General features: G+C 65.9%; 18 protein-coding genes. 13 read left to right on the forward strand and 5 right to left on the reverse strand.

All coding sequences use genetic code 11. The features are described from left to right. Window positions 1-70 precede the first annotated feature (70 nt). From AB1446_04245 to rpoD, 5 genes are all read left to right on the forward strand, one after another. Entirely contained in the window at window positions 71-910 is an 840-nt protein-coding gene (locus AB1446_04245) for a pyruvate, water dikinase regulatory protein (GenBank protein ID MEW6546113.1), read from the forward strand. Continuing rightward, complete coding sequence (gene ppdK, locus AB1446_04250) at window positions 903-3,584, forward strand: pyruvate, phosphate dikinase (protein MEW6546114.1); 2,682 nt, start codon at window positions 903-905, stop codon at window positions 3,582-3,584. Before AB1446_04245 ends, ppdK begins: the two co-directional genes overlap by 8 nt. Window positions 3,585-3,594: 10 nt before the next feature. Continuing rightward, on the forward strand, window positions 3,595-4,614 hold the full coding sequence (locus AB1446_04255) for a deoxyguanosinetriphosphate triphosphohydrolase (GenBank protein ID MEW6546115.1): 1,020 nt from the start codon (window positions 3,595-3,597) through the stop codon (window positions 4,612-4,614). Further along, window positions 4,611-6,416: a DNA primase gene (gene dnaG / locus AB1446_04260; protein ID MEW6546116.1), complete on the forward strand. Its 1,806-nt coding sequence runs from the start codon at window positions 4,611-4,613 to the stop codon at window positions 6,414-6,416. The genes AB1446_04255 and dnaG overlap by 4 nt, the downstream gene beginning before the upstream one ends. 99 nt (window positions 6,417-6,515) lie before the next feature. Next, window positions 6,516-7,601, forward strand: coding sequence for an RNA polymerase sigma factor RpoD (gene rpoD, locus AB1446_04265; protein ID MEW6546117.1), 1,086 nt, complete (start codon window positions 6,516-6,518; stop codon window positions 7,599-7,601). 39 nt (window positions 7,602-7,640) lie between these two features. Here rpoD and AB1446_04270 read toward each other — a convergent pair whose 3' ends face one another. Next, window positions 7,641-8,183 carry a DUF6125 family protein gene (locus tag AB1446_04270; GenBank protein ID MEW6546118.1) on the reverse strand — a complete coding sequence of 181 codons (543 nt, stop codon included), beginning with the start codon at window positions 8,181-8,183 and terminating at the stop codon, window positions 7,641-7,643. Window positions 8,184-8,270: 87 nt separating this feature from the next. Next, window positions 8,271-8,603 carry a DUF134 domain-containing protein gene (locus tag AB1446_04275; protein MEW6546119.1) on the reverse strand — a complete coding sequence of 111 codons (333 nt, stop codon included), beginning with the start codon at window positions 8,601-8,603 and terminating at the stop codon, window positions 8,271-8,273. A gap of 267 nt (window positions 8,604-8,870) precedes the next feature. On the opposite strand from AB1446_04275, the gene AB1446_04280 reads away from it, so the two are divergent. The 4 genes from AB1446_04280 (at window position 8,871) to AB1446_04295 (ending at window position 11,327) form a co-directional block, all read left to right on the forward strand. Next, window positions 8,871-9,314 (forward strand): ECF transporter S component, encoded by a 444-nt coding sequence (locus tag AB1446_04280; protein MEW6546120.1) that lies wholly within the window; start codon window positions 8,871-8,873, stop codon window positions 9,312-9,314. Further along, complete coding sequence (locus tag AB1446_04285) at window positions 9,311-9,913, forward strand: methyltransferase domain-containing protein (GenBank protein MEW6546121.1); 603 nt, start codon at window positions 9,311-9,313, stop codon at window positions 9,911-9,913. The genes AB1446_04280 and AB1446_04285 overlap by 4 nt, the downstream gene beginning before the upstream one ends. 58 nt (window positions 9,914-9,971) lie before the next feature. Beyond that, window positions 9,972-10,256, forward strand: a complete 285-nt coding sequence (locus AB1446_04290; protein ID MEW6546122.1) for an acylphosphatase — start codon at window positions 9,972-9,974, stop codon at window positions 10,254-10,256. Window positions 10,257-10,424: 168 nt separating this feature from the next. Beyond that, window positions 10,425-11,327 carry a quinate 5-dehydrogenase gene (locus tag AB1446_04295; protein MEW6546123.1) on the forward strand — a complete coding sequence of 301 codons (903 nt, stop codon included), beginning with the start codon at window positions 10,425-10,427 and terminating at the stop codon, window positions 11,325-11,327. A gap of 60 nt (window positions 11,328-11,387) precedes the next feature. Here the strand turns inward: AB1446_04295 and AB1446_04300 are convergent, their stop codons facing one another. From AB1446_04300 to pcp, 3 genes are read right to left on the reverse strand one after another with little or no spacing between them, the layout of a single operon-like run. Then, on the reverse strand, window positions 11,388-11,864 hold the full coding sequence (locus AB1446_04300; protein MEW6546124.1) for a TIGR00725 family protein: 477 nt from the start codon (window positions 11,862-11,864) through the stop codon (window positions 11,388-11,390). Between the two features lie 47 nt (window positions 11,865-11,911). Further along, on the reverse strand, window positions 11,912-13,108 hold the full coding sequence (locus AB1446_04305; GenBank protein MEW6546125.1) for a pyridoxal phosphate-dependent aminotransferase: 1,197 nt from the start codon (window positions 13,106-13,108) through the stop codon (window positions 11,912-11,914). Between the two features lie 47 nt (window positions 13,109-13,155). After that, window positions 13,156-13,809: a pyroglutamyl-peptidase I gene (gene pcp, locus AB1446_04310; GenBank protein ID MEW6546126.1), complete on the reverse strand. Its 654-nt coding sequence runs from the start codon at window positions 13,807-13,809 to the stop codon at window positions 13,156-13,158. Between the two features lie 166 nt (window positions 13,810-13,975). Between pcp and AB1446_04315 the strand changes: the two genes are divergently transcribed. From AB1446_04315 to ade, 4 genes are all read left to right on the forward strand, one after another. Further along, window positions 13,976-15,280, forward strand: a complete 1,305-nt coding sequence (locus AB1446_04315; GenBank protein MEW6546127.1) for a MarR family transcriptional regulator — start codon at window positions 13,976-13,978, stop codon at window positions 15,278-15,280. 58 nt (window positions 15,281-15,338) lie between these two features. After that, window positions 15,339-16,337, forward strand: coding sequence for a sigma 54-interacting transcriptional regulator (locus AB1446_04320; protein ID MEW6546128.1), 999 nt, complete (start codon window positions 15,339-15,341; stop codon window positions 16,335-16,337). Between the two features lie 119 nt (window positions 16,338-16,456). Then, entirely contained in the window at window positions 16,457-17,776 is a 1,320-nt protein-coding gene (locus AB1446_04325) for an NCS2 family permease (GenBank protein ID MEW6546129.1), read from the forward strand. 84 nt (window positions 17,777-17,860) lie between these two features. Further along, the gene (gene ade, locus AB1446_04330; GenBank protein ID MEW6546130.1) at window positions 17,861-19,642 is read left to right on the forward strand and encodes an adenine deaminase; all 1,782 of its coding nucleotides are present in this window, start codon (window positions 17,861-17,863) and stop codon (window positions 19,640-19,642) included. Window positions 19,643-19,693 lie beyond the last annotated feature (51 nt).

Here is a 19,693-nt window from a genome sequence, read left to right on the forward strand (position 1 = left end):
GTGGGGGCAAAGAGGATGAGAGGGGGGCCGGCGGCGAAATAGGGTAAGCACGTGCCGGGGTGGTGATCACGTGGACGACGGCGACGGGACCCGGACCCTCGTCTTTGTGGTTTCCGACTCATTGGGTGAAACCGCCGAACTGGTGGCGCGGGCGGCTGCCATCCAGTTCGATTCCCATCGCATGGAGTTTGTGCGCGTCCCGTACGTGGAGGACGCCCGCATGCTCATGGGTGTTTTTGAACACGCACGTACCAGGCCCAGCCTGGTGGTGTACACCCTGGTGCGTCCTGACTTGAGGAAGCTCGTGCAGGAGTATTCCGCACGCCTGGGAATCCCGGCGGTGGATGTGCTGGGTCCCCTTCTGGAGGCCATGCAGAAGGTGGCCGGTTTTCCACCCCGGCTCCAACCAGGGTTGATCCGCCAGCTCGACGAGGCCTACTTTCGCCGCATTGAAGCAGTGGAATTCGCCGTCAAGTATGACGACGGGCGGGACTTGAGGGGGCTGGCTCGCGCCGACCTGGTTCTGGTGGGGGTTTCCCGGACGTCCAAGACCCCGGTAAGTCTGTACCTGGCGCAGCGCGGCTACAAGGTGGCTAACGTTCCCCTGGTACCGGAGATACCGTTGCCGGCTGAGTTGCTGGCCCTTCCCCGGGGCAAGGTGGTGGGGCTCACCATCCAGCCCGAGTCCCTGTGCGCCATCCGCAGCGAGCGGGTCAAGGCCATGGGCCTTAACGGTCCTGCTCGCTACGCCGACCCCGACCGGGTGCGGGAAGAGCTGGCCTATGCCCGCGAGGTATTTCGCCAGTTGGGGTGTCCGGTGGTGGACGTTACCTACCGGGCGGTGGAGGAGACCGCCAACCGGGTACTGGAAGCGATGAGGCGTCTCAGGGAGGGGGAAACCGTTGAGTAGTCAAACTGCCGACCCATACGTGTACATGTTCGAGGAAGGTCAGGGTTCCTGGCGCCACCTGCTGGGAGGCAAGGGTGCGGGTTTGGCGGAGATGACCCGCATCGGTCTGCCCGTCCCACCGGGATTCACCATCACGACTCGGGCCTGCGCGGCGTACTACCGCCTGGGAAAGCGCCTGCCGCCCGGCTTGTGGGACGAGACCAGGGCAGCCATGGGGCGCCTGGAAGAAAAAACGGGCAGGCGGTTCGGCGACCCCACGCACCCGCTGCTGGTTTCGGTGCGCTCGGGCGCTCCGGTTTCCATGCCCGGGATGATGGACACTATCCTGAACCTGGGCCTGAACCACAGCACGGTGGCTGGCCTGGCCGCCGAAACCGACACCGGCTTTGCTTACGATTGCTACCGCCGTTTCATCCAGATGTTCGCAAACGTGGTCCTCAAGTTGGAACACCGGCGATTTGAGGAACTGCTGGAGGCAAAGAAGCGATCGGTGGGCGTCGAGGCGGATCAGTTCATGCCGGCCGAGGCCTGGCAGGAACTGGTTGAGGAGTACCTGGCCCTGGTGGAGAGGGTGACAGGACAACCCTTCCCTCAGGATCCCTGGCAGCAACTGGAGAGAGCCATCGGGGCGGTGTTCGAGTCCTGGGACAACCCGCGCGCCCAGGTGTACCGGCGGGTGAACCGCATCCCCGACGACCTGGGTACGGCCGTGAATGTGCAGGCCATGGTGTTCGGTAACCTGGGGGAGCACTCGGCCACCGGCGTGATGTTCACCCGCAATCCTTCTACCGGGGAAAAGCAGGTGTACGGCGAGTATCTGGTCCGGGCTCAGGGGGAGGATGTGGTGGCCGGGCTGCGCACTCCCCAGCCCCTGGTGAAGATGCGGGAGGAGATGCCCGCCACCTATGAGCAGGTGCTTGAAGTTGCCCGCCTGCTCGAAGAGCACTACCGCGATGTGCAGGACATCGAGTTCACCGTGCAGGAGGGCAAGTTGTTCGTCCTGCAGACCAGGTCGGCCAAGCGGACAGCCCGGGCTGCCATCCGCACGGCGGTGGATATGGTCAGGGAGGGTCTGATCAGCCGGGAGGAGGCCCTGACCCGGGTGGATCCGGCCCAGGTGGTGCAGATACTTCACCGGGGGGTTGAGCCCGACGTCAAGATCCCGCCCCTGGCGCAGGGGCTTCCCGCTTCCCCGGGGGCTGCCACCGGAAAGGTGGTCTTCGATGCCGACCTGGCGGAGGCGCTGGGTGCTCAGGGAGAGGCGGTCATCCTGGTGAGGCCGGAGACCACCCCCGATGACATGCACGGCATCGTCCAGAGCCGGGGCATCCTCACCAGCCGCGGAGGGATGACCTGTCACGCTGCCATCGTGGCCCGCCACATGGGCAAGCCCTGCGTGGTGGGATGCGAAGCCATCCGCATCGATCTGGAGAAGCGCGAATTCTGGGTGGGGGACAAGTTACTGAGGGAAGGGGATGTGATTTCCATCGACGGGGCCACCGGGCGCGTGTTCGCGGGGGAAGTCCCCCTGGTGGATCCCGAGTTGAGCCCGGAGTTCCTGGAGCTCCTCGCGTGGGCCGATGAGGTGCGGCAACTGGGGGTGCGGGCCAACGCCGACACCCCCCAGGATGCCAGGCGGGCCCGCGAGTTCGGGGCGGCGGGGATAGGATTGTGCCGGACGGAGCACATGTTCATGGCGCAGGATCGCCTGCCCGTGGTCCAGGAGATGATCATGGCGGAGACCGAAGAGGAGAGGCGGGCAGCCCTGGACCGGCTCCTTCCCATGCAGGAAGACGACTTCTACCACATCCTGCGCACCATGGAAGGCCTGCCGGTTACCATCCGTCTCCTTGACCCACCCCTGCACGAGTTCTTGCCCCGTACTGAAGAACTGGTCGAGCGCGTGCGCGAACTCCGCGCCGGGCTGACGGATGCCGTTGGCCAGATGGCGGAGGAACTGGCGCGGGCGGAGAGGCTCTTGCGGCGGGCCCGTGCCCTGCAGGAGGCCAACCCTATGCTGGGGTTCCGGGGCTGCCGTCTGGGGATTCTCTACCCCGAAATATACGAGATGCAGGCCCGTGCCATTTTCCAGGCTGCTGCCCGCCTGCGCAAAGAAGGGGTGGATGCCCGGCCCGAGGTGATGATCCCCGTGGTGGGTATCGCCCGCGAACTGGAAATCTTGCGGGAACTGGTACTGCGGGTGGGCCGGGAGGTCATGGCGGCGGCCGGGGTTAGTTTCCCCCTGGTGGTGGGGACCATGATCGAGGTCCCCCGGGCCTGCCTTACCGCAGGAGAGATCGCCCGCCATGCCGACTTTTTCTCGTTCGGGACCAACGACCTCACCCAGACCACCTTTGGCTTCTCCCGCGACGACGCCGAGGCCAAGTTCCTGCCCCAGTATGTGGAGCGCAAGCTGGTACCCGAGAATCCCTTCATGACACTGGATGAACAGGGCGTGGGCCGCCTCATGGCCATAGCCGTCCAGGAAGGGAGGGCTACCCGGCCCGACCTCAAGGTGGGCATTTGCGGTGAGCACGGCGGTGACCCCGCGTCCATAGATCTCTGTCACCGGTTGGGCCTGGATTACGTGAGTTGCTCTCCTTTTCGCGTCCCCATAGCCCGGCTGGCAGCGGCCCGGGCGGCCATCCGGGCCCGGAACCGGTCGGGGAGGTGAAAGGGCAGCCGTGTCCGGGTGGCCCCGGGTCCGGGAAGCGACCGAAGAGCTGGAGGAGCGCATCCTTTCCCCACGGGCGACCCTCAGCAGCCGCAGCCGGGGCCGTCTGCGCCCGGAGGAGCCATGCCCCGTGCGCACCGCCTTTCAGCGGGATCGGGACCGCATCATCCACAGCAAGGCCTTCCGCCGCCTGAAACACAAGACGCAGGTGTTCATCGCTCCGGAGGGCGATCATTACCGCACCCGCCTGACCCACACCCTGGAGGTGGCCCAGATCGCCCGCACCATCGCCCGCGGGCTGCGCCTGAACGAAGATCTGACTGAGGCCATCGCCCTCGGGCACGACCTGGGCCACACCCCCTTCGGCCACGCCGGGGAGGACGTCCTGCAGGCAGTGCACCCGGGTGGCTTTCGCCACAATGAACAGGGGTTGCGAGTGGTGGACGTGCTGGAGAACGGGGGCCGGGGGCTCAACCTTACCTGGGAGGTGCGGGACGGTATCCTGTGCCACGTGCCCGACCGGGAGCCGTCCACCCCCGAAGGCCAGGTGGTACAGCTGGCGGACCGCATCGCCTTCCTGAACCATGACATCGATGACGCCATCCGGGGCGGGGTACTGGCGCCCGGCGACCTGCCCCGTTCATGTCTGGAAGTACTGGGCCGGACTCACTCGGAGCGCATCGCCACCATGGTGCGGGACGTGATCCACACCTCCTGGGACTCCGACCGGGTGGGCATGAGTGCGTCCATCGCCGAGGCGACCGAGGAACTCCACCGCTTCATGTTCGCGCGGGTGTACACCGACCAGGCACGCGCCAAGCGGGAGGAGGCGAGAGCCCGCCGCATGCTGGAGATGCTGTACCGCCACTACCTGGAGCATCCCGAGGAGATGTACGAGGGCGCGGGCCCTCCCCCCGGTGAAGATGTGGCCAGGGCCGTGTGCGACTACGTGGCCGGCATGACCGACCGCTTCGCCATCACCCAGTATTGCCGTACATTCCTGCCCGCCCCCTGGGGACGTCCCGTATGAGAGAAGGCCTGGATTCCCGATTCCTGGAGCAGGTGCGGTCCCGGTCCGACATAGTGGAAGTACTGGGGCAGTACCTGGATCTGAAGAAGGCAGGCAAAAACTACGTGGGCCTGTGCCCCTTCCATCCCGACCGCCGGCCTTCGCTGAGCGTGTCCCCGGAACGGCAGATGTTCTATTGCTTCGCCTGCGGGGCGGGCGGCGACGTGTTCACCTTCGTCATGAAGCGAGAAGGCGTGTCCTTTGCAGAGGCGGTGCGGTTCCTGGCCCGGCGGGCCGGCATTCCCTGGCCGGGACGTCACCTCACGCCCCCGGAGGAAGCCCGCAGCCGGCACCGGCGCCGCCTTCTGGATGCCCTTGCCCTGGCGGCCGAGTTTTTCAATGAGCGGCTGATGGGGGGCAACGAGGGGGAAGGGGCACGGGCTTACCTCGTCCAGCGGGGGATCAGCGAAGAAACGGCGCGCCGGTTCGAGCTGGGGTACGCTCCCGCGAGCTGGGACGCCCTGGCGAAGTTCCTGGTCCGGCAGGGCTTCACGGAGCAGGAACTCGCTGACGCGGGCCTGGTGGTGCCGCGCGAGAGCGGCGGGGTGTACGACCGCTTCCGTCACCGCCTCATTTTCCCCATCTGGGACGTGCACGGGCAGGTAATAGCCTTCGGCGGGCGGGCTCTGGACGATACCCAGCCCAAGTACCTCAACTCCCCGGAGAGCCCGGTGTTTCAGAAGGGCAGCAGCTGGTACGCCCTTCACCTGGCACGGGACGCCATCCGGCGGGACCGGAAGGCGGTGGTGGTGGAGGGCTACATGGACGTGATCTCTGCCCACCAGGCCGGTTTCCGGTCCGTGGTGGCTTCCATGGGCACCGCATTCACCCGGGAGCAGGCCCGGGTGCTGCAGGGGTATTGTTCCGGCGTGGTCATATGTTACGACGCCGATGCTGCCGGGCAGAGTGCCACCTGGCGGAGTCTGGAGATCCTGCGCGATCTGGGGCTGCGGGTGTATGTGGCTTCCCTGCCGGCGGGGGATGATCCCGACTCGCTGCTGCGCCGAGAGGGGCGGGAAGCCCTGGCGCGCGTGCTGGAGGGGGCCCTGCCCCTCGTGGAGTTTCGCCTGGAAGTGGCTGCCCGCCAGGCCACCACGGTAGAAGGAAAATTGCAAGCGGTAGCGAACATCATTCCGGTGCTGGCCGATCTCTCCAGTCCCGTGGAACGGGAAACGTACGTCCGGGAGGCGGCCCGGCGTCTGGCGGTCTCCGAGGGGGCGTTGTGGCAGGAGTTGAGGGCCTACGGACGCCGGGGCCGCGGGCATAAGAGGCCGCCCGTCAGGGAAAGAATAGCAGAAATGAACGAGGCTGGAAGGCGCCCGGCCCTGGTGAAGGCGGAGGAGATGCTGGTACGGCTCATGGTGGACGATTCCCGACGGGTGGAGAGGGTACGGGCCCGGATAGGTGCGGATGACTTCCACCATCCCGTCTGGCGGGAACTGGCGACGGCGGTTATGGAGATGGCCGCGGGGACGGCGGGCGAGATGGACACCGCGAGTCTGGCGGCTGGGCTGGAGAGCGAACAAGCCCTCAGTGCGCTCGCTCGCCTTCAGGTGGAGGAGTTCGCCTGCCCTGACCCCGAAAGGGCGCTGGAGGACTGCCTGGCCCTGCTGGAAGGGGAGCGCAAGCGCCAGCGTTTGCGCGAACTGGGGGACGTGATCAGCGAGTACGATAGGAGAAAGGAGCCGGTCCCCGCGCATATCCTGGAAGAATACCAGGAACTCGTGAAGACGGTGCAGGGTCGGAAGCGCCGGCCGGGGTGAAGAGGGAGTTAATAAGAAGGTCGAACGCCGGGCCGGGGAGAGGGAGACGGGGAACCCTTGCGGGCTCGAGCGGCCGGGCCAGGAAGGAGGGATGACGAGGTGAGCGAGAACCTGGACGTGAACGCTCTCATCGAAAGCCTGGTGGAAAAGGGGAAGAATACCGGTTCCCTCACCTACGGGGAGATCATGGACACCCTGGCCCGGGCCGACTTGACTCCCGACCAGATCGAAGAGCTATACGACCGTCTGGCGCGGGAGCGCATCCAGGTGGTGGACGAGCAGCGGCCCGAGCAGGGCCAGGACGGGAAGGCCCCGGCGCGGGCGCCAGAAGAGGATCTGGAACTGCCCGAAGGCATCGCCCTCGACGACCCCGTGCGCATGTACCTCAAGGAAATCGGCCGCGTACCCCTTCTCACCGCAGAAGAAGAGGTGGAGCTGGCCAAGCGCATCGAGCAGGGTGACGAAGAGGCCAAGCGGCGCCTGGCCGAGGCCAACCTGCGCCTGGTGGTGAGTATTGCCAAGAAGTACGTGGGCCGGGGGATGCTATTCCTGGACCTCATCCAGGAAGGGAACCTGGGACTCATCAAGGCGGTGGAGAAGTTCGACTACCGCAAGGGGTACAAGTTCTCCACCTATGCCACCTGGTGGATCCGGCAGGCCATCACCCGGGCCATCGCCGACCAGGCCCGTACCATCCGTATCCCCGTGCACATGGTGGAGACCATCAACAAGCTTATCCGGGTCTCCCGGCAACTCCTGCAGGAACTGGGCCGGGAACCCTTGCCCGAGGAACTGGCGGCGGAAATGGACATCCCCGTGGAGCGGGTGCGGGAGATCATGAAGATTGCCCAGGAGCCGGTTTCCCTGGAGACCCCCATCGGGGAAGAGGAAGACAGCCACCTGGGGGATTTCATCGAGGACGAAGAAGCACCGGCTCCGGCCGACGCCGCCTCGTACCTGCTGCTGCGGGAACAACTCGACGAGGTTCTCGACACCCTGACCCCGCGGGAGCGGGACGTCCTGCGCCTGCGCTTTGGCCTGGATGACGGTCGCCCCCGCACCCTGGAGGAAGTGGGTCAGATATTCAAGGTGACCAGGGAGCGCATCCGCCAGATCGAGGCCAAGGCCCTGCGCAAGCTGCGTCACCCCAGCCGCAGCAAGAAACTCAAGGACTTCCTGGAGTAGCACGACTGAAGAAACTCGCGGACGCCCCCGAGCAGCAAGCTAATCGTTTTCTTGCCTGAGCGTGAATTCCCAGGCGCACCAGAACTCGGGGGGGTGGGGATCCGGTGGGCATGCCACGCATCGGGTCTGGATGCGGGGGTCGATGATGCGGGCGAATTCGGAGTATTCCAGGATGCCCACTGACTTGCACGGGAAGTCGGGCAGCCCCTGCCGCTGCCGGGCCGCCTGCACCCGGCAGGTGCGCATGCGGAACACCACCCGGTTTTCGCTCTGTTCGATCACATCCTGCTCGTTTATGTAGGCGTACAGTCTCTCGCCCAGGGCCCGCACCAGGGCGGGAATGCCACCGCCCGGTTCCATGCCCAGGCGCCGCATGATGCGCTGGGCCTCCAGCACGGTGAAGCGGGCCATGGCCCTCTCGTCCAGCTTGATGGCCGCCTCGAGGCCGAATTCTTCCTCCACCGCGCGGAACCAGAGGCCGTCGTGGGCCAGCCACAGCTTGGCCGCATCCACCAGCTTCTCCCTCCACTCCTGCTGGCCCAATCCGGGGTCCGTCTTCTGCCGTACGGTTGTTTCTGACATCAGCCTCCCCCTCTCCCCGAGCAATTCTGCGCGCCATCGACGGTCCCCGGTGGTGTGGGTAGGACCGTGGGGCATGCGGACTGGCGGTTAACGCTGCCAGGGGCGGCCGTGCCGATGCCGTCCCGGATGTGCCGGGGTGAAGGCGCCGCCCTGGATGCGGATGGCTTTTCCCTGCACCAGAGCCTCCGCCACCTTGGCACGTCCCGATACCAGGACCCGCCGGAAGGTGGTGCGTGCTATCCCCATGCGCGCGGCGGCTTCTTCCTGCTCGAGACCTTCCATGTCCTTTAAGCGGATGGCTTCCAGTTCGTCCACGGTCAGTTCCACTTCTTCAAGCTGGCGCAGCGGTATCCCGGCCGGCTTGAAGTAGGTCACTTCGGGGATGTGCTCGACGAACCTGGGGATGGGAGGTCTGGGCATAACAGGTATCCCCCGCATGATCTGGCGAGTGATCGACTGGTGAGCCGATCACGTCTACTGTATCATTTTGCGGCCGGGTGTGGAAAGGCCGCAGGAGATGGGAGACCGGGCGTAGAATAGACGTAGCACGCAAATCAGCATCGTGTTACGGCGGGGGTGGGACGGTGAACGCGAGAAACCTGACCCGGGGGGCGCTGTTCGTCGCGATAGGTATCCTGTTGCCCATCATGTTTCACGCCGTGGGGTTGGGGTAAGGTCTTCCTGCCCATGCACATCCCGGTCTTGCTGGCGGGATTCTTCTGCGGTCCTTTCGTGAGCATGCTGGTGGGCATGATTACCCCGCTCCTCAGCGCGGTCCTCACCGGGATGCCGCCGCTCGTGCCCCCGGTCGCGCAGATGATGGTATTCGAACTGGGGATATATGGCCTGCTGACGGGGCTCCTGTACGAGCGGTTGCGCCTGGGGGTGTACCCTTCCCTGGTGGCGGCCATGGTGGCGGGCAGGTTGGTTTACGGCTTCCTGGGATACCTGGTCCTGCCCCTCTTCGGCCTGAACCGGGTTCCCCTGCTTGCTCCCCTTGCCCTCGCCGTGGGGCAATCGTTGCCGGGGGTGGTGCTCCAACTGCTGCTCGTTCCCCTGGTGGTGGCTCTGGTGGAGCGTAACGCGGCCATTCTCCTCGTGGGCAAGCGGGCGGTGCCGTCGCGCCCGTGACCGAGGAAGCGTACGCCGCCCTGAGGGCATTCTTCGATCAGGCGGCGGCGTCCTGGGATGAGACCGTACAGGTGGACGCCGACCTGATCAGGTGGGTCCTCGCCCACGCCTGCCTGAGGCCGGGCGATACGGTGCTGGACGTAGGTTGTGGAACGGGAGTACTGCTGCCCTACCTGCTGGATCTGGTGGGGCCAGGGGGCCGGGTTTACGCGCTGGATATTTCCCCCGCCATGCTGGAGAAGGCCCGCGCCAAGTACCCGAGTGTGACCTACTTGTGTGCGCCGGCGGAAGAGATCCCCCTGCCCGAGCGCTCCTGCAGGGCTGTGGTGTGCTACTCGGCTTTTCCCCACTTTCCCGATCAGGGGCGGGCCGTGGCAGAGATGGCGCGGGTACTGTCTCCCGGGGGGCGGTTGGTCATCGCTCACGCCAGGAGCCGGGAGGCCATAAACCGCCTGCACCGTGAACTGGGAGGCCCGGTGGCCCATCACCTTCTGCCGGACGACGGCACGATGAGGTCCCTGCTTGGGCGTTCCGGCCTGTGCGAGATCACGTTGGCCGACGGGGAAGGGGGATACCTCCTGGTAGCCTGCCGCCCGTGACGCCGCGCTGCGGCGAGTTATAATGTATGCGGGATAGGGCAGCAGAGGGGTGTATCCTGTGGGACGGGAAAACGAGGCTGTCCGCGCCCACGTGTACATATCGGGGCGGGTGCAGGGTGTTTTCTTCCGGGCCACGACTCGCGAGCAGGCCGAGCGTCTTGGGGTGGCGGGCTGGGTGCGGAACCTGCCGGACGGGCGGGTGGAGGCCTTGTTTGAAGGCCCCCGGCCCGCCGTTGAGGCCTGCCTGGAATGGTGCCATCACGGACCCCCGGGTGCTCGTGTCACCGGGGTCGAGGTGGAATGGCAGCAGCCCCGAGGCGAGCGGGGATTTAGCATCCGCTGAGAATCGCTTCTGGTGCCGTCCGCCGCGGGCTGAGGGCTGAGCGGGCACCCATGTGGACGCGTCTCCGACCCGGTTGACACCCGGGGCGCCCTGGGTTACCATTGTTGTGCACGGATGTGTGCACACAACCACGGACCGGGGGCGAAAGAGTTGGGAGAGGCGAACGGCATTTTGCATGTGGTGTCGGTCTCGCTGGGTTCGAGCAGCCGGGACCACGTGGCCCGCGCCGAATTCCTGGGACGGCAGGTGCTCATCGAGCGGCGGGGTACCGACGGGGACATCGGCAAGGCCATCCGGCTGGTGCAGGAGCTGGATGGACGGGTGGATGCCTTCGGTATGGGCGGCATAGACCTCTACCTGCAGGCGGGGAGGCGCAGGTACCGCATCCGCGATGCCGTGCCCATAGCCCGGGCAGCCCGGCGCACGCCCATGGTCGACGGTTCCGGACTCAAGGACACCCTGGAGCGTCGCGTCGTCAGGTACCTGGCGACCGAATACGGTCTTCCCCTGCGAGGCAAGACCGTGCTCATGGTGTCGGCCATGGACCGGTTCGGGATGGCCGAGGCCCTGGTGGAGGCCGGATGCCGGCTCATACTGGGCGACCTCATGTTTGGCCTGGGCGTCCCCGTCCCGCTGTACAGCCTGCGTTCGCTGGAACTGCTGGCGCGGGTGCTGGCGCCCGTCATCGTGCAGTTACCGTTCCGCTTGCTCTATCCCACCGGGGAAAGGCAGAAGGAAACCCACCCCAGGTTCGCTGCTTACTACCAGCGGGCTGACATCATCGCGGGTGACTACCACTTCATCGCCCACCACATGCCGGACCGCCTGGAGGGAAAGGTCATCATCACCAATACCGTCACCCCTGCCGACGTTCAAGCCCTGCGTGCCCGCGGGGTGAGTTTGCTCGTCACCACCACGCCCGAGTTCGACGGGCGATCCTTCGGGACCAACGTGATGGAGGCGGTGATGGTCGCCCTGTGCGGTCGTGCGGCCGGAGAACTGACCGCAGCGGACTACGAGGAACTGCTTGACCGCATAGCATTCCGCCCTCGCATCGAGGAACTCAACTGAAGACCGGGCCGGGGAACTCAAGCACAGCCCGGACTCAAGCCAAGCCTGCTCGCCGGGAAATCAACTGCTGCCGGCACGGCGGGCGGCGGCCAGGGCTCTTTCCACGGCGTCTTCGGGACCGGTGGCCAGCATCAATCCGGCGGGTGTGCCGTTCCTGGCGATGGACCAGGTGCCCAGGCCCACCACGGGCCGCCCGAACTTGAGGGCAAACGCGATCTCTGAGAGGGTGCCGTATCCCCCGGAAATGGCGATGGCCGCGTGGCAGGTGCGGGCGATGATTACGTTGCGGGCATCACCCATGCCGGTAACTATGGGGATGTCCACATAGGGGTTGGCCTGTTCCCGGGATTCTCCCGGCAGGATGCCCACCGTCAGTCCTCCCGCCTCTTTGGCCCCCAGGCAGGCGGCTTCCATGACGCCCGTGGTCCCCCCGCATACGAGGACGGCTCCGGCGCGGGCGATAGCCTGCCCCACCCGGCGGGCCGCCTGGTAAACTTCCTCCGAGCACTGGTGAGCACCAAAAACGGCCACGATCACGGTCTTGACCTCCAGCACGCGCGTGGTTGTAACTGGGGGCGCCGACCTCAGCCCCGGCCTGCCCGGGGGCGGTGTTCCAGGTAGGCGGCCAGGCGGCGCATGCCTTCCTCGATGTTCTCCAGGGAGTTGGCGTAGGAGAACCTGAGGTACCCCTCTGCGTTGTTCCCGAAGTCGATGCCGGGTGCCACCGCCACCCGGGCCCGTTCCAGGAGTTCGCTGGCAAAGGCGTAGGAGTCCGGGCTGAACTTTTTGGCGTTGGCCAGCACGTAAAAGGCACCCGTGGGCTCTACCGCTACTCCGAACCCGATCTCGCGCAGGCGCGCCACCAGGTGCCGGCGCCGGGCGTCGTAAGTCCTGACCATCTCCCTGACGTAAGGGTCGCACTCGCGGAAAGCGGCCAGGGCGGCATACTGGGCCAGGGAGGATGCGCATATGAGCAGGTTCTGCTGCAGCTTCTGGATGGGCCGCACCAGTTCGCGGGGGACGATGGCGTAGCCCAGCCGCCACCCCGTCATGGCGTACAGCTTGGAAAAGCCGTTGATCACCACGCACCGGTCCGTGTATTCCAGCATGGAGTGGGCCCGCCCGTTGTACACCAGGCCGTGGTATATCTCGTCGGAGACCACCAGGGTGTCCAGGTTGGCCAGTTCGGCAAGCTGCTCGGGAGAAAGCACGATTCCCGTGGGATTGGCCGGGGAGTTGATCAGGATGGCCTTCGTGCGGGGGCCGATGGAGGCCCGGATGGCCTCCGGGTGGTAGCGAAAACCTTCCTCCTCGCGGAGGGCCACGTAGACACAGGACCCGCCCACGAAGCCGATGGTGTTCGGGTAGCAGGCGTAGTGGGGGTCGGGCAGGATGACCTGGTCGCCTGGATCCAGGATGGCCGCGAATACGAGCAGCATGGCGGGTGAGGTTCCGGAGGTGACGATGATGCGGTCGGGGGTGATGTCCACCCCGTATTCCCGCTTGTAATACGCACATATCTCTTCCCGCAGTTCGAGGAGCCCCAGGCTGTGGGTGTAGTGGGTGTGGCCGTCGGCCAGGGCGCGGGCCGCTGCTTCCTTGATGGGCGGGGGGGTGTCGAAGTCGGGTTCGCCCACCTCCAGGTGGATGATGGGAACCCCGTCTTTCTCCAGGGCCTGAGCCTTTTCCATCACGTCCATCACGATGAACGGCGGGATGGCCGCCGCCATCTGCGAGGTAAGGCGGGTACCCGGAGCGCTCGTGCTGGTTGGCCGGCTCATCTCGTTCCCCCCATCCGGGCTGAGTGCTTGCTGCTTGCGCGAGCCCGTTATCCTCCTGTTGTTCTCCCGGTGACCTTTTTTTCCTGCATGGCGGCTACGCATTCCTCTACGACGACTTTCAGTGCCTCGACCACTGTGGCCAGGGCCATGCTGGGGCGGGGCGGGCTGGAGGTGGCTGCCTGCACGGGCAAAAGGGGGATGTGGACGAAACCGTTCCTGGCGGCCAGGCCGCGCGCGGCGATGTAGTCGGACACAGCATAGAAAACCTCGTTGCAACAGAAGGTGCCCGCCGAATAAGACACCGACGCAGGTATCCCGGCGTCGTTTAATCGCCGGACTATGCTCCTGGCCGGAATGGTGGCGAAATAGGCAACCGGCCCGCCCGGACGGATGGGCTCATCCTGGGGTTTCTGGCCGGCGTTATCGGGGATGCGGTAATCGCGCAGGTTTATGGCGACGCGTTCCACGCTGATGTCGGGACGACCGCCGGCCTGGCCCACGTTGATGACCACTTCCGGTTGCCATTTCTCGATCAAGCTGATGGCCCGCTCGCCGCAAACTCTCGCTACCGTAGGCAGTTCTCCTGTCACCACCTGGTATCCCTCTACGGTGAAACCGTCCAGTTGCTGCGCTGCCAGGCTGGAAGGATTGATGCTGTCTCCTCCGAAGGGTTCAAAACCGGTGACCAGGACGTACTTCATGGTCTGATGGCTCGCCTCCTTGTGACACGGTGGTGGTGGAAACGGTGTTCGCCGGCTCCTCATTGATTCCCTTTTCAGCGTAGCAGGAATTGGGCAAGCGGGTGGCGAATAGCCAATTTGGGTCTATAAAGAGACAGGTGATAAATTCGGCGGGAGGAGGACGGGAATGCCCGGGCCGGTGCGAGTGGCCGTGATCGGACCTGCCGACATGGTGGATCAGGCCACTGCAGTCGCGGGTGGCATCCCCGGAGTGAGGGTCCTGCCCCTGGCCTACGAGCACGAGGGTCGGGCGCCGGAACTGTACCGCCAGGCCGCCGGACAGGCCGAGGTGGTGCTGTTCACCGGTCCCCTTGCCTACCAGAGAACGGTGGCGGAGGTCCGTGCCAGCGTCCCAGCCCTGTATATCCCGTATTCGGCCATGTGGCTTTACGCCTCTCTTTTCCGCGTGGGCGACAGGGGTTCCCTGTCCCGGGTGAGTGTGGACACCATGGACCGGCGCGTGGTGGAAGAAACTTATCGGGAGCTCGGCATTCCTCTCCTCGACCTGTACGTGCACGAGTACAGTGGCATCCCCGACCCGGAAATCCTGGTGCAATTTCACCTCGACCTTTACCGCGACGGTAAGACTTCCCATGCTCTGACCTGCCTGCGCCGGGTACACGGGCGCCTGCGTGACCTGGGTGTTCCCTGCGCCTGGCTGGTACCTTCCCGGGTGGCCATGGCCGAGGCGCTGGAAAAGGCCATGCTGGTGGGGGAGGGGATACGTGCCCGCGGCATGCAGATGGTGGTGGGACTGGTAAAGATCCACCCGGACGGGACCACTCTGACGCCCCTGCAGCAGCAACGGGGAAGGCTGCGGGTGTACGACATCCTGCTGGGATTCGTGGAAGAGATCGATGGCCACATGTGGTACGACGGCGGGGATGAGTACCAGTTCTTCACCACCCGCATGCTCTTTGAAAAGTCCACCAACTTCTACACGAGCTGGAACCTGGTGGAGAGGCTCAACCGCGCAGGTGTGCGGGTGAGCGTGGGAGTAGGTTTCGGAGAGACGGCCAACCGGGCGGGAGCGAACGCCCGCTCTGCCCTCGAGGAAGCCATCAAGACGGGGGGCAACAAGTGCTACGTGATGACGGAGCGTAAGCGCCTGATTGGTCCCCTGGGTGCGGGCTCGGTCGCCTACGAGGTGCGCAGTACTGATCCCGGTCTGCTGGACCGGGCGCGCGAGCTGGGCATGGCTCCGGCATCCCTTAGCCGGGTGCTGGCGGTTCTGGAAGGGCTGGGAGAGGAGTTCACGGCCCGGGAGGTTGCGGCGGGGCTGCACGTTTCTCCCCGCAGCGCTAACCGAATCCTGGGGCGGCTGCAGGCGGGCGGTTTGGTGGAGCAGGCTGGTCAGGAAGCCCCCGGCCGGCGGGGGCGACCGCGGTTGGTGTACCGCCTGACGGGGGACGCGGGCTCCCCGTCAGGATAGGGATTACCTGACGGGCACACCGGGTGCTGATACGGTGGGCACCGGCGGAGGTGCGGGTATGGGGCAGGAGGGCTGGGGCGACGGCCGGGTGAGTTTCGCGGCCATAGTGGGGCAGAGCCCGGCCATGCAGCAGGTGTGTGAGATTGCCCGGCGGGTGGCGGTGGGGGATTCCACTGTGCTCATCCAGGGCGAGAGTGGCACCGGTAAGGAGCTATTCGCCCGCGCCATTCATCAGGCCAGCCGCCGGGCAGGAAGGCCATTCGTCCCGCTGAACTGCGGAGCCATTCCCGAAGGCCTGCTGGAGAGCGAATTGTTCGGTTACGACCGGGGTGCCTTCACGGGAGCCGATCCCCGGGGCAAGCCCGGGAAATTCGAACTGGCAGACGGGGGCACCCTCTTCCTGGACGAGGTAGCGGACCTCGCCCTCCCCCTGCAGGTGAAGCTCCTGCGCGCCCTGCAAGAAAGGGAAATAGAGCGGCTGGGGGGCAGAGGTTCCATACGGGTGGACGTGCGGGTGATCGCGGCCAGCAACCGTCCCCTCGATCACCTGGTGGAGGAGGGGAAGTTCCGGCGGGATCTGTATTACCGCCTGAACGTGATCCCGCTTCACATTCCGCCCCTCCGTGAGCGTCGTGAAGATATCCCCCTGCTGGCCCACCATTTCCTGGCCCGCCTGGCGCACACCGTCCCTTGTTGCCCCCGGGGTTTTACTCCCGCCGCCATGCGCGCGCTGGTGTCTTACTCCTGGCCGGGTAACGTACGGGAACTCCAAAACGCCGTGGAGTTTGCGGCCAACATGTGCCAGGGCGACCTCATCGGGCCCGAGGACCTGCCCCCTTACGTGCGCGGGATTTCACCCCCGGCCGCCGATGGCGGCCGGAGCCTGGACCTGCGCACCCTGGAAAAGAGAGCCATCCTGGAGGCTCTTGAGCGTTACGGGACCAGCTTACAGGGCAAGAAGCTGGCGGCGCGGGCTCTGGGGATCAGTGTGGCCACGCTCTACCGCAAGGTGGAGCGCTACTCCCTGGAGGGGTCCCATATGCGCCATGTGCGCTAGCAGGGTCCTCCGGCGCACACGCAGATTTCCCTGTGGAGCCCAACGGGGAGGTGGTGCGAGAGGGTAACAAACGGTGATTCTATGGGCGGAGCAGGGACCGGGAAAGGAGGTAGCGCAGGATGGAGAAGACCGGTTGGCTGGAGCGGAAATTCGCCCTCTTGGCGAACCGGACCACGGTGCGGACGGAAGTCCTGGCCGGGCTGACCACCTTCATGACTATGGCCTACATCATCTTCGTTAACCCGTCCATCCTCAAGGACGCCGGCATGGACTTCGGGGCAGTGATGGTGGCCACCTGTCTTTCCTCGGCGGCGGCCTGCTTGATCATGGGGCTGTATGCGAACTATCCCATCGCGTTGGCTCCCGGTATGGGGATCAACGCATTCTTCGCGTATACCGTGGTGAGGGGCATGGGCTACCCCTGGGAAGCAGCCCTGGCGGCGGTGTTCGTCGATGGCGTCCTGACTCTGCTGCTCTTGACCATGACCGGGGCGCGGGAAGCGATCATCAATTCAGTGCCCATGTCGCTCAAGCTTTCCATCTCCGCGGGTATCGGCCTTTTCCTTGCTCTCATCGGTTTACAAAACGCGGGTATCGTCCAGCCCAATCCCGTCACCCTGGTGCAACTGGGTGATTTCTCGAAGCCCAATGTCCTTCTGGCCGCCATCGGTCTGGTGATCACGGGGGGGCTGGTGGTGTTGCGGGTGCGGGGGGCCTTGCTCCTGGGCATCATCGCCACCACGCTGCTCGGTATCCCCATGGGGGTGACCAACACCCAGGGGTTCCGGCTGGTCAGTCTTCCCCCCAGCCTGGCTCCCACCTTCGGGGCCTTTGCTTATGGGCTGCGGGACGTGCTGACCGTGGGCATGATCCCCATCGTGTTCACCTTCATCTTCGTCGACCTCTTCGACACGGTGGGGACCATCATCGGGGTGACCAGCAAGGCGGGCATGCTGGACGAAAGGGGCAGGCTTCCCCGGGCCAACCGGGCCCTGTATTCGGACACCCTGGGCACCGTGATCGGTTCCATCCTGGGGACAAGTTGCGTGACATCCTACATCGAAAGTGCCTCGGGTATGGCCGAAGGCGGGCGCACCGGCCTTACGGCGGTGGTGGTGGCGGTCCTGTTCGTCCTGGCCACCTTCTTCGCCCCTGTGGTGGGCATCGTACCGGCGGCCGCCACCGCCCCCGTGCTGGTCATCGTGGGCGTATTCATGATCGAGCCCATCATGAAAGTGGACTTCGGCGACTACCTGGAAGCCATCCCGGCCTTCCTGGCTCTGGCCATGATGCCGTTTACCTACAGCATCGCCGAGGGTATCATCTGGGGCGTGCTCTCCTACGTGGTCCTGCACGCCATCGCCCGCAGGTTCGAAAAGATCAGCCTCACCATGTGGATCCTGGCGGCGGTGTGTTTGTTGCGCTTCTTCGTACACTGATAGCTGGGTGGCGGGGGGCCAGCCCCGGGGCTGGCCCCCCGGATCAAAATGGGTCTGCGGAGGAGAGTGCGGAGGTGGGATGTGGTGACAGGGGGGGCGGGACTTGCCAACCTGACCCGGGACCTGGTGAAGGTGGCCACGGGGGCCGTCCCGGCGGAGACGGTCATCCGGGAGGGCCAGGTGGTGAACGTATTCACGGGTGAGATCCTGAGGGCGGACGTGGCGGTTGCCTGCGGCCGCGTGGCCTTTGTGGGGGAGGCCTCTCACACCATCGGGCCGCATACCCGGCTGATCGATGCCAGCGGGTACTACCTGGTTCCCGGATTTATCGACGGTCACGTGCACACCGAGAGCAGTATGCTGTCCCTCACCCAGTTTTGCCGGGCCGTACTCCCGCGGGGCACCACCGCCATCTTCATGGATCCCCACGAGATCGCCAACGTCCTCGGCCTGGAAGGTGTCCACCTGCTCCTGGAGGAAGGGGAGGGCCTGCCCCTCAAGGTGTTCGCCACCGTGCCATCCTGCGTGCCGGCGGCACCCCCGTTCGAGGACTCCGGGGCAACCCTCGACCCGGGCCAGATAGCCGCTGCCTTGGCCCGGCCCCGGGTGGCCGGGCTGGGCGAGGTTATGGACTTCGCCGGGGTCCTCAACGGGGATGTGCGCATGCACGACGAGATTCGCGCTGCCCTGCGGGTGGGCAAGCCCGCCACGGGGCATTACGCCCATCCCGACGTGGGGCGCGGGCTGGTGGCGTACGCGGCCAGCGGGGTTTCCTCCGACCACGAATCAACCACCGCAGCCGACGTGCTGGCTCGGCTGCGGTTGGGGATGTGGACCATGCTGCGCGAAGGGTCCGCGTGGCGGGACGTGAAGGAGACGGTCAAGGCCATCACCCAGGCGGGGGTGGATGCCCGCCGGGCGGTGCTGGTGACGGACGACTGTCACCCTCACACCCTGCTCACCGTGGGTCACATGGACCACGTGGTGAGGAGGGCCATTTCGGAAGGGCTCCGTCCCGTGACCGCCATCCAGATGGCCACCTTGAACCCGGCCGAATACTTCGGGGTGGACGGGGAAATCGGGAGCATTGCCCCCGGACGGCGGGCAGATATCCTGTTTGTGACCGACCTGGCTGCCGTGGACGTGCGGCAGGTGATGGTGGACGGGGAGCTGGTGGCTAGGGAGGGGAGGCTCCTCTCGCCGCCGGGCGACCGCGTCTACCCCGATTTCGTGCGTCACTCCGTGAGGTTACCCCGACCGCTGTGCGCAGCGGATTTCGCCCTCTCCGTGGACGCTACCGGCCCGGTGCGGGCGCGGGTGATAGGGGTGGTGGAGGCCAAGGTGCTCACCCGCCACCTGACCATGTCCGTGCCTGCCCGTGAGGGTAGACTATGGGCGGACCCCGGGCAGGACATCGCCAAGGCGGCGGTGGTGGAGCGGCACGGCCGCGGCGGCGGCATCGGGTTGGGCTTTGTGCACGGGTTCGGATTGCGGCGGGGTGCGGTGGCGTCTACCGTGGCCCATGACAGCCACAACCTCCTCATTGTGGGGGTGGACGATGCCGACATGGCCGCCGCCGGAAATGCGCTGGCCGAGTGCGGGGGAGGGATGGTGGCGGTGGCGGGCGGGAAGGTGCTGGCCCGGGTGGAGCTGCCCATTGCCGGGCTCATGTCCGACCGGCCCGCTCACGAGGTGGCAGCCGCCGTGGCGGAGCTGGAGCGGGCATGGCGCGACCTGGGTTGCCAGCTGGCCTCTCCCTTCATGACCATGTCCCTCCTGGCGCTGCCCGTTCTGCCCGAGTTGCGCCTGACGAACCGCGGCCTGGTGGACACGGTGGCCTTCCGCTTCGTGGACCTGCTGTGCTGAGCGGTGTCGACCGAGGGGCCGTACCCAACGTGCCGCCCGGGGCAGGACGTG

This window comes from Bacillota bacterium, assembly GCA_040757085.1.
In the GTDB taxonomy this organism is placed as follows: Bacteria; Bacillota; Sulfobacillia; order JACIYH01; family JACIYH01; genus JACIYH01.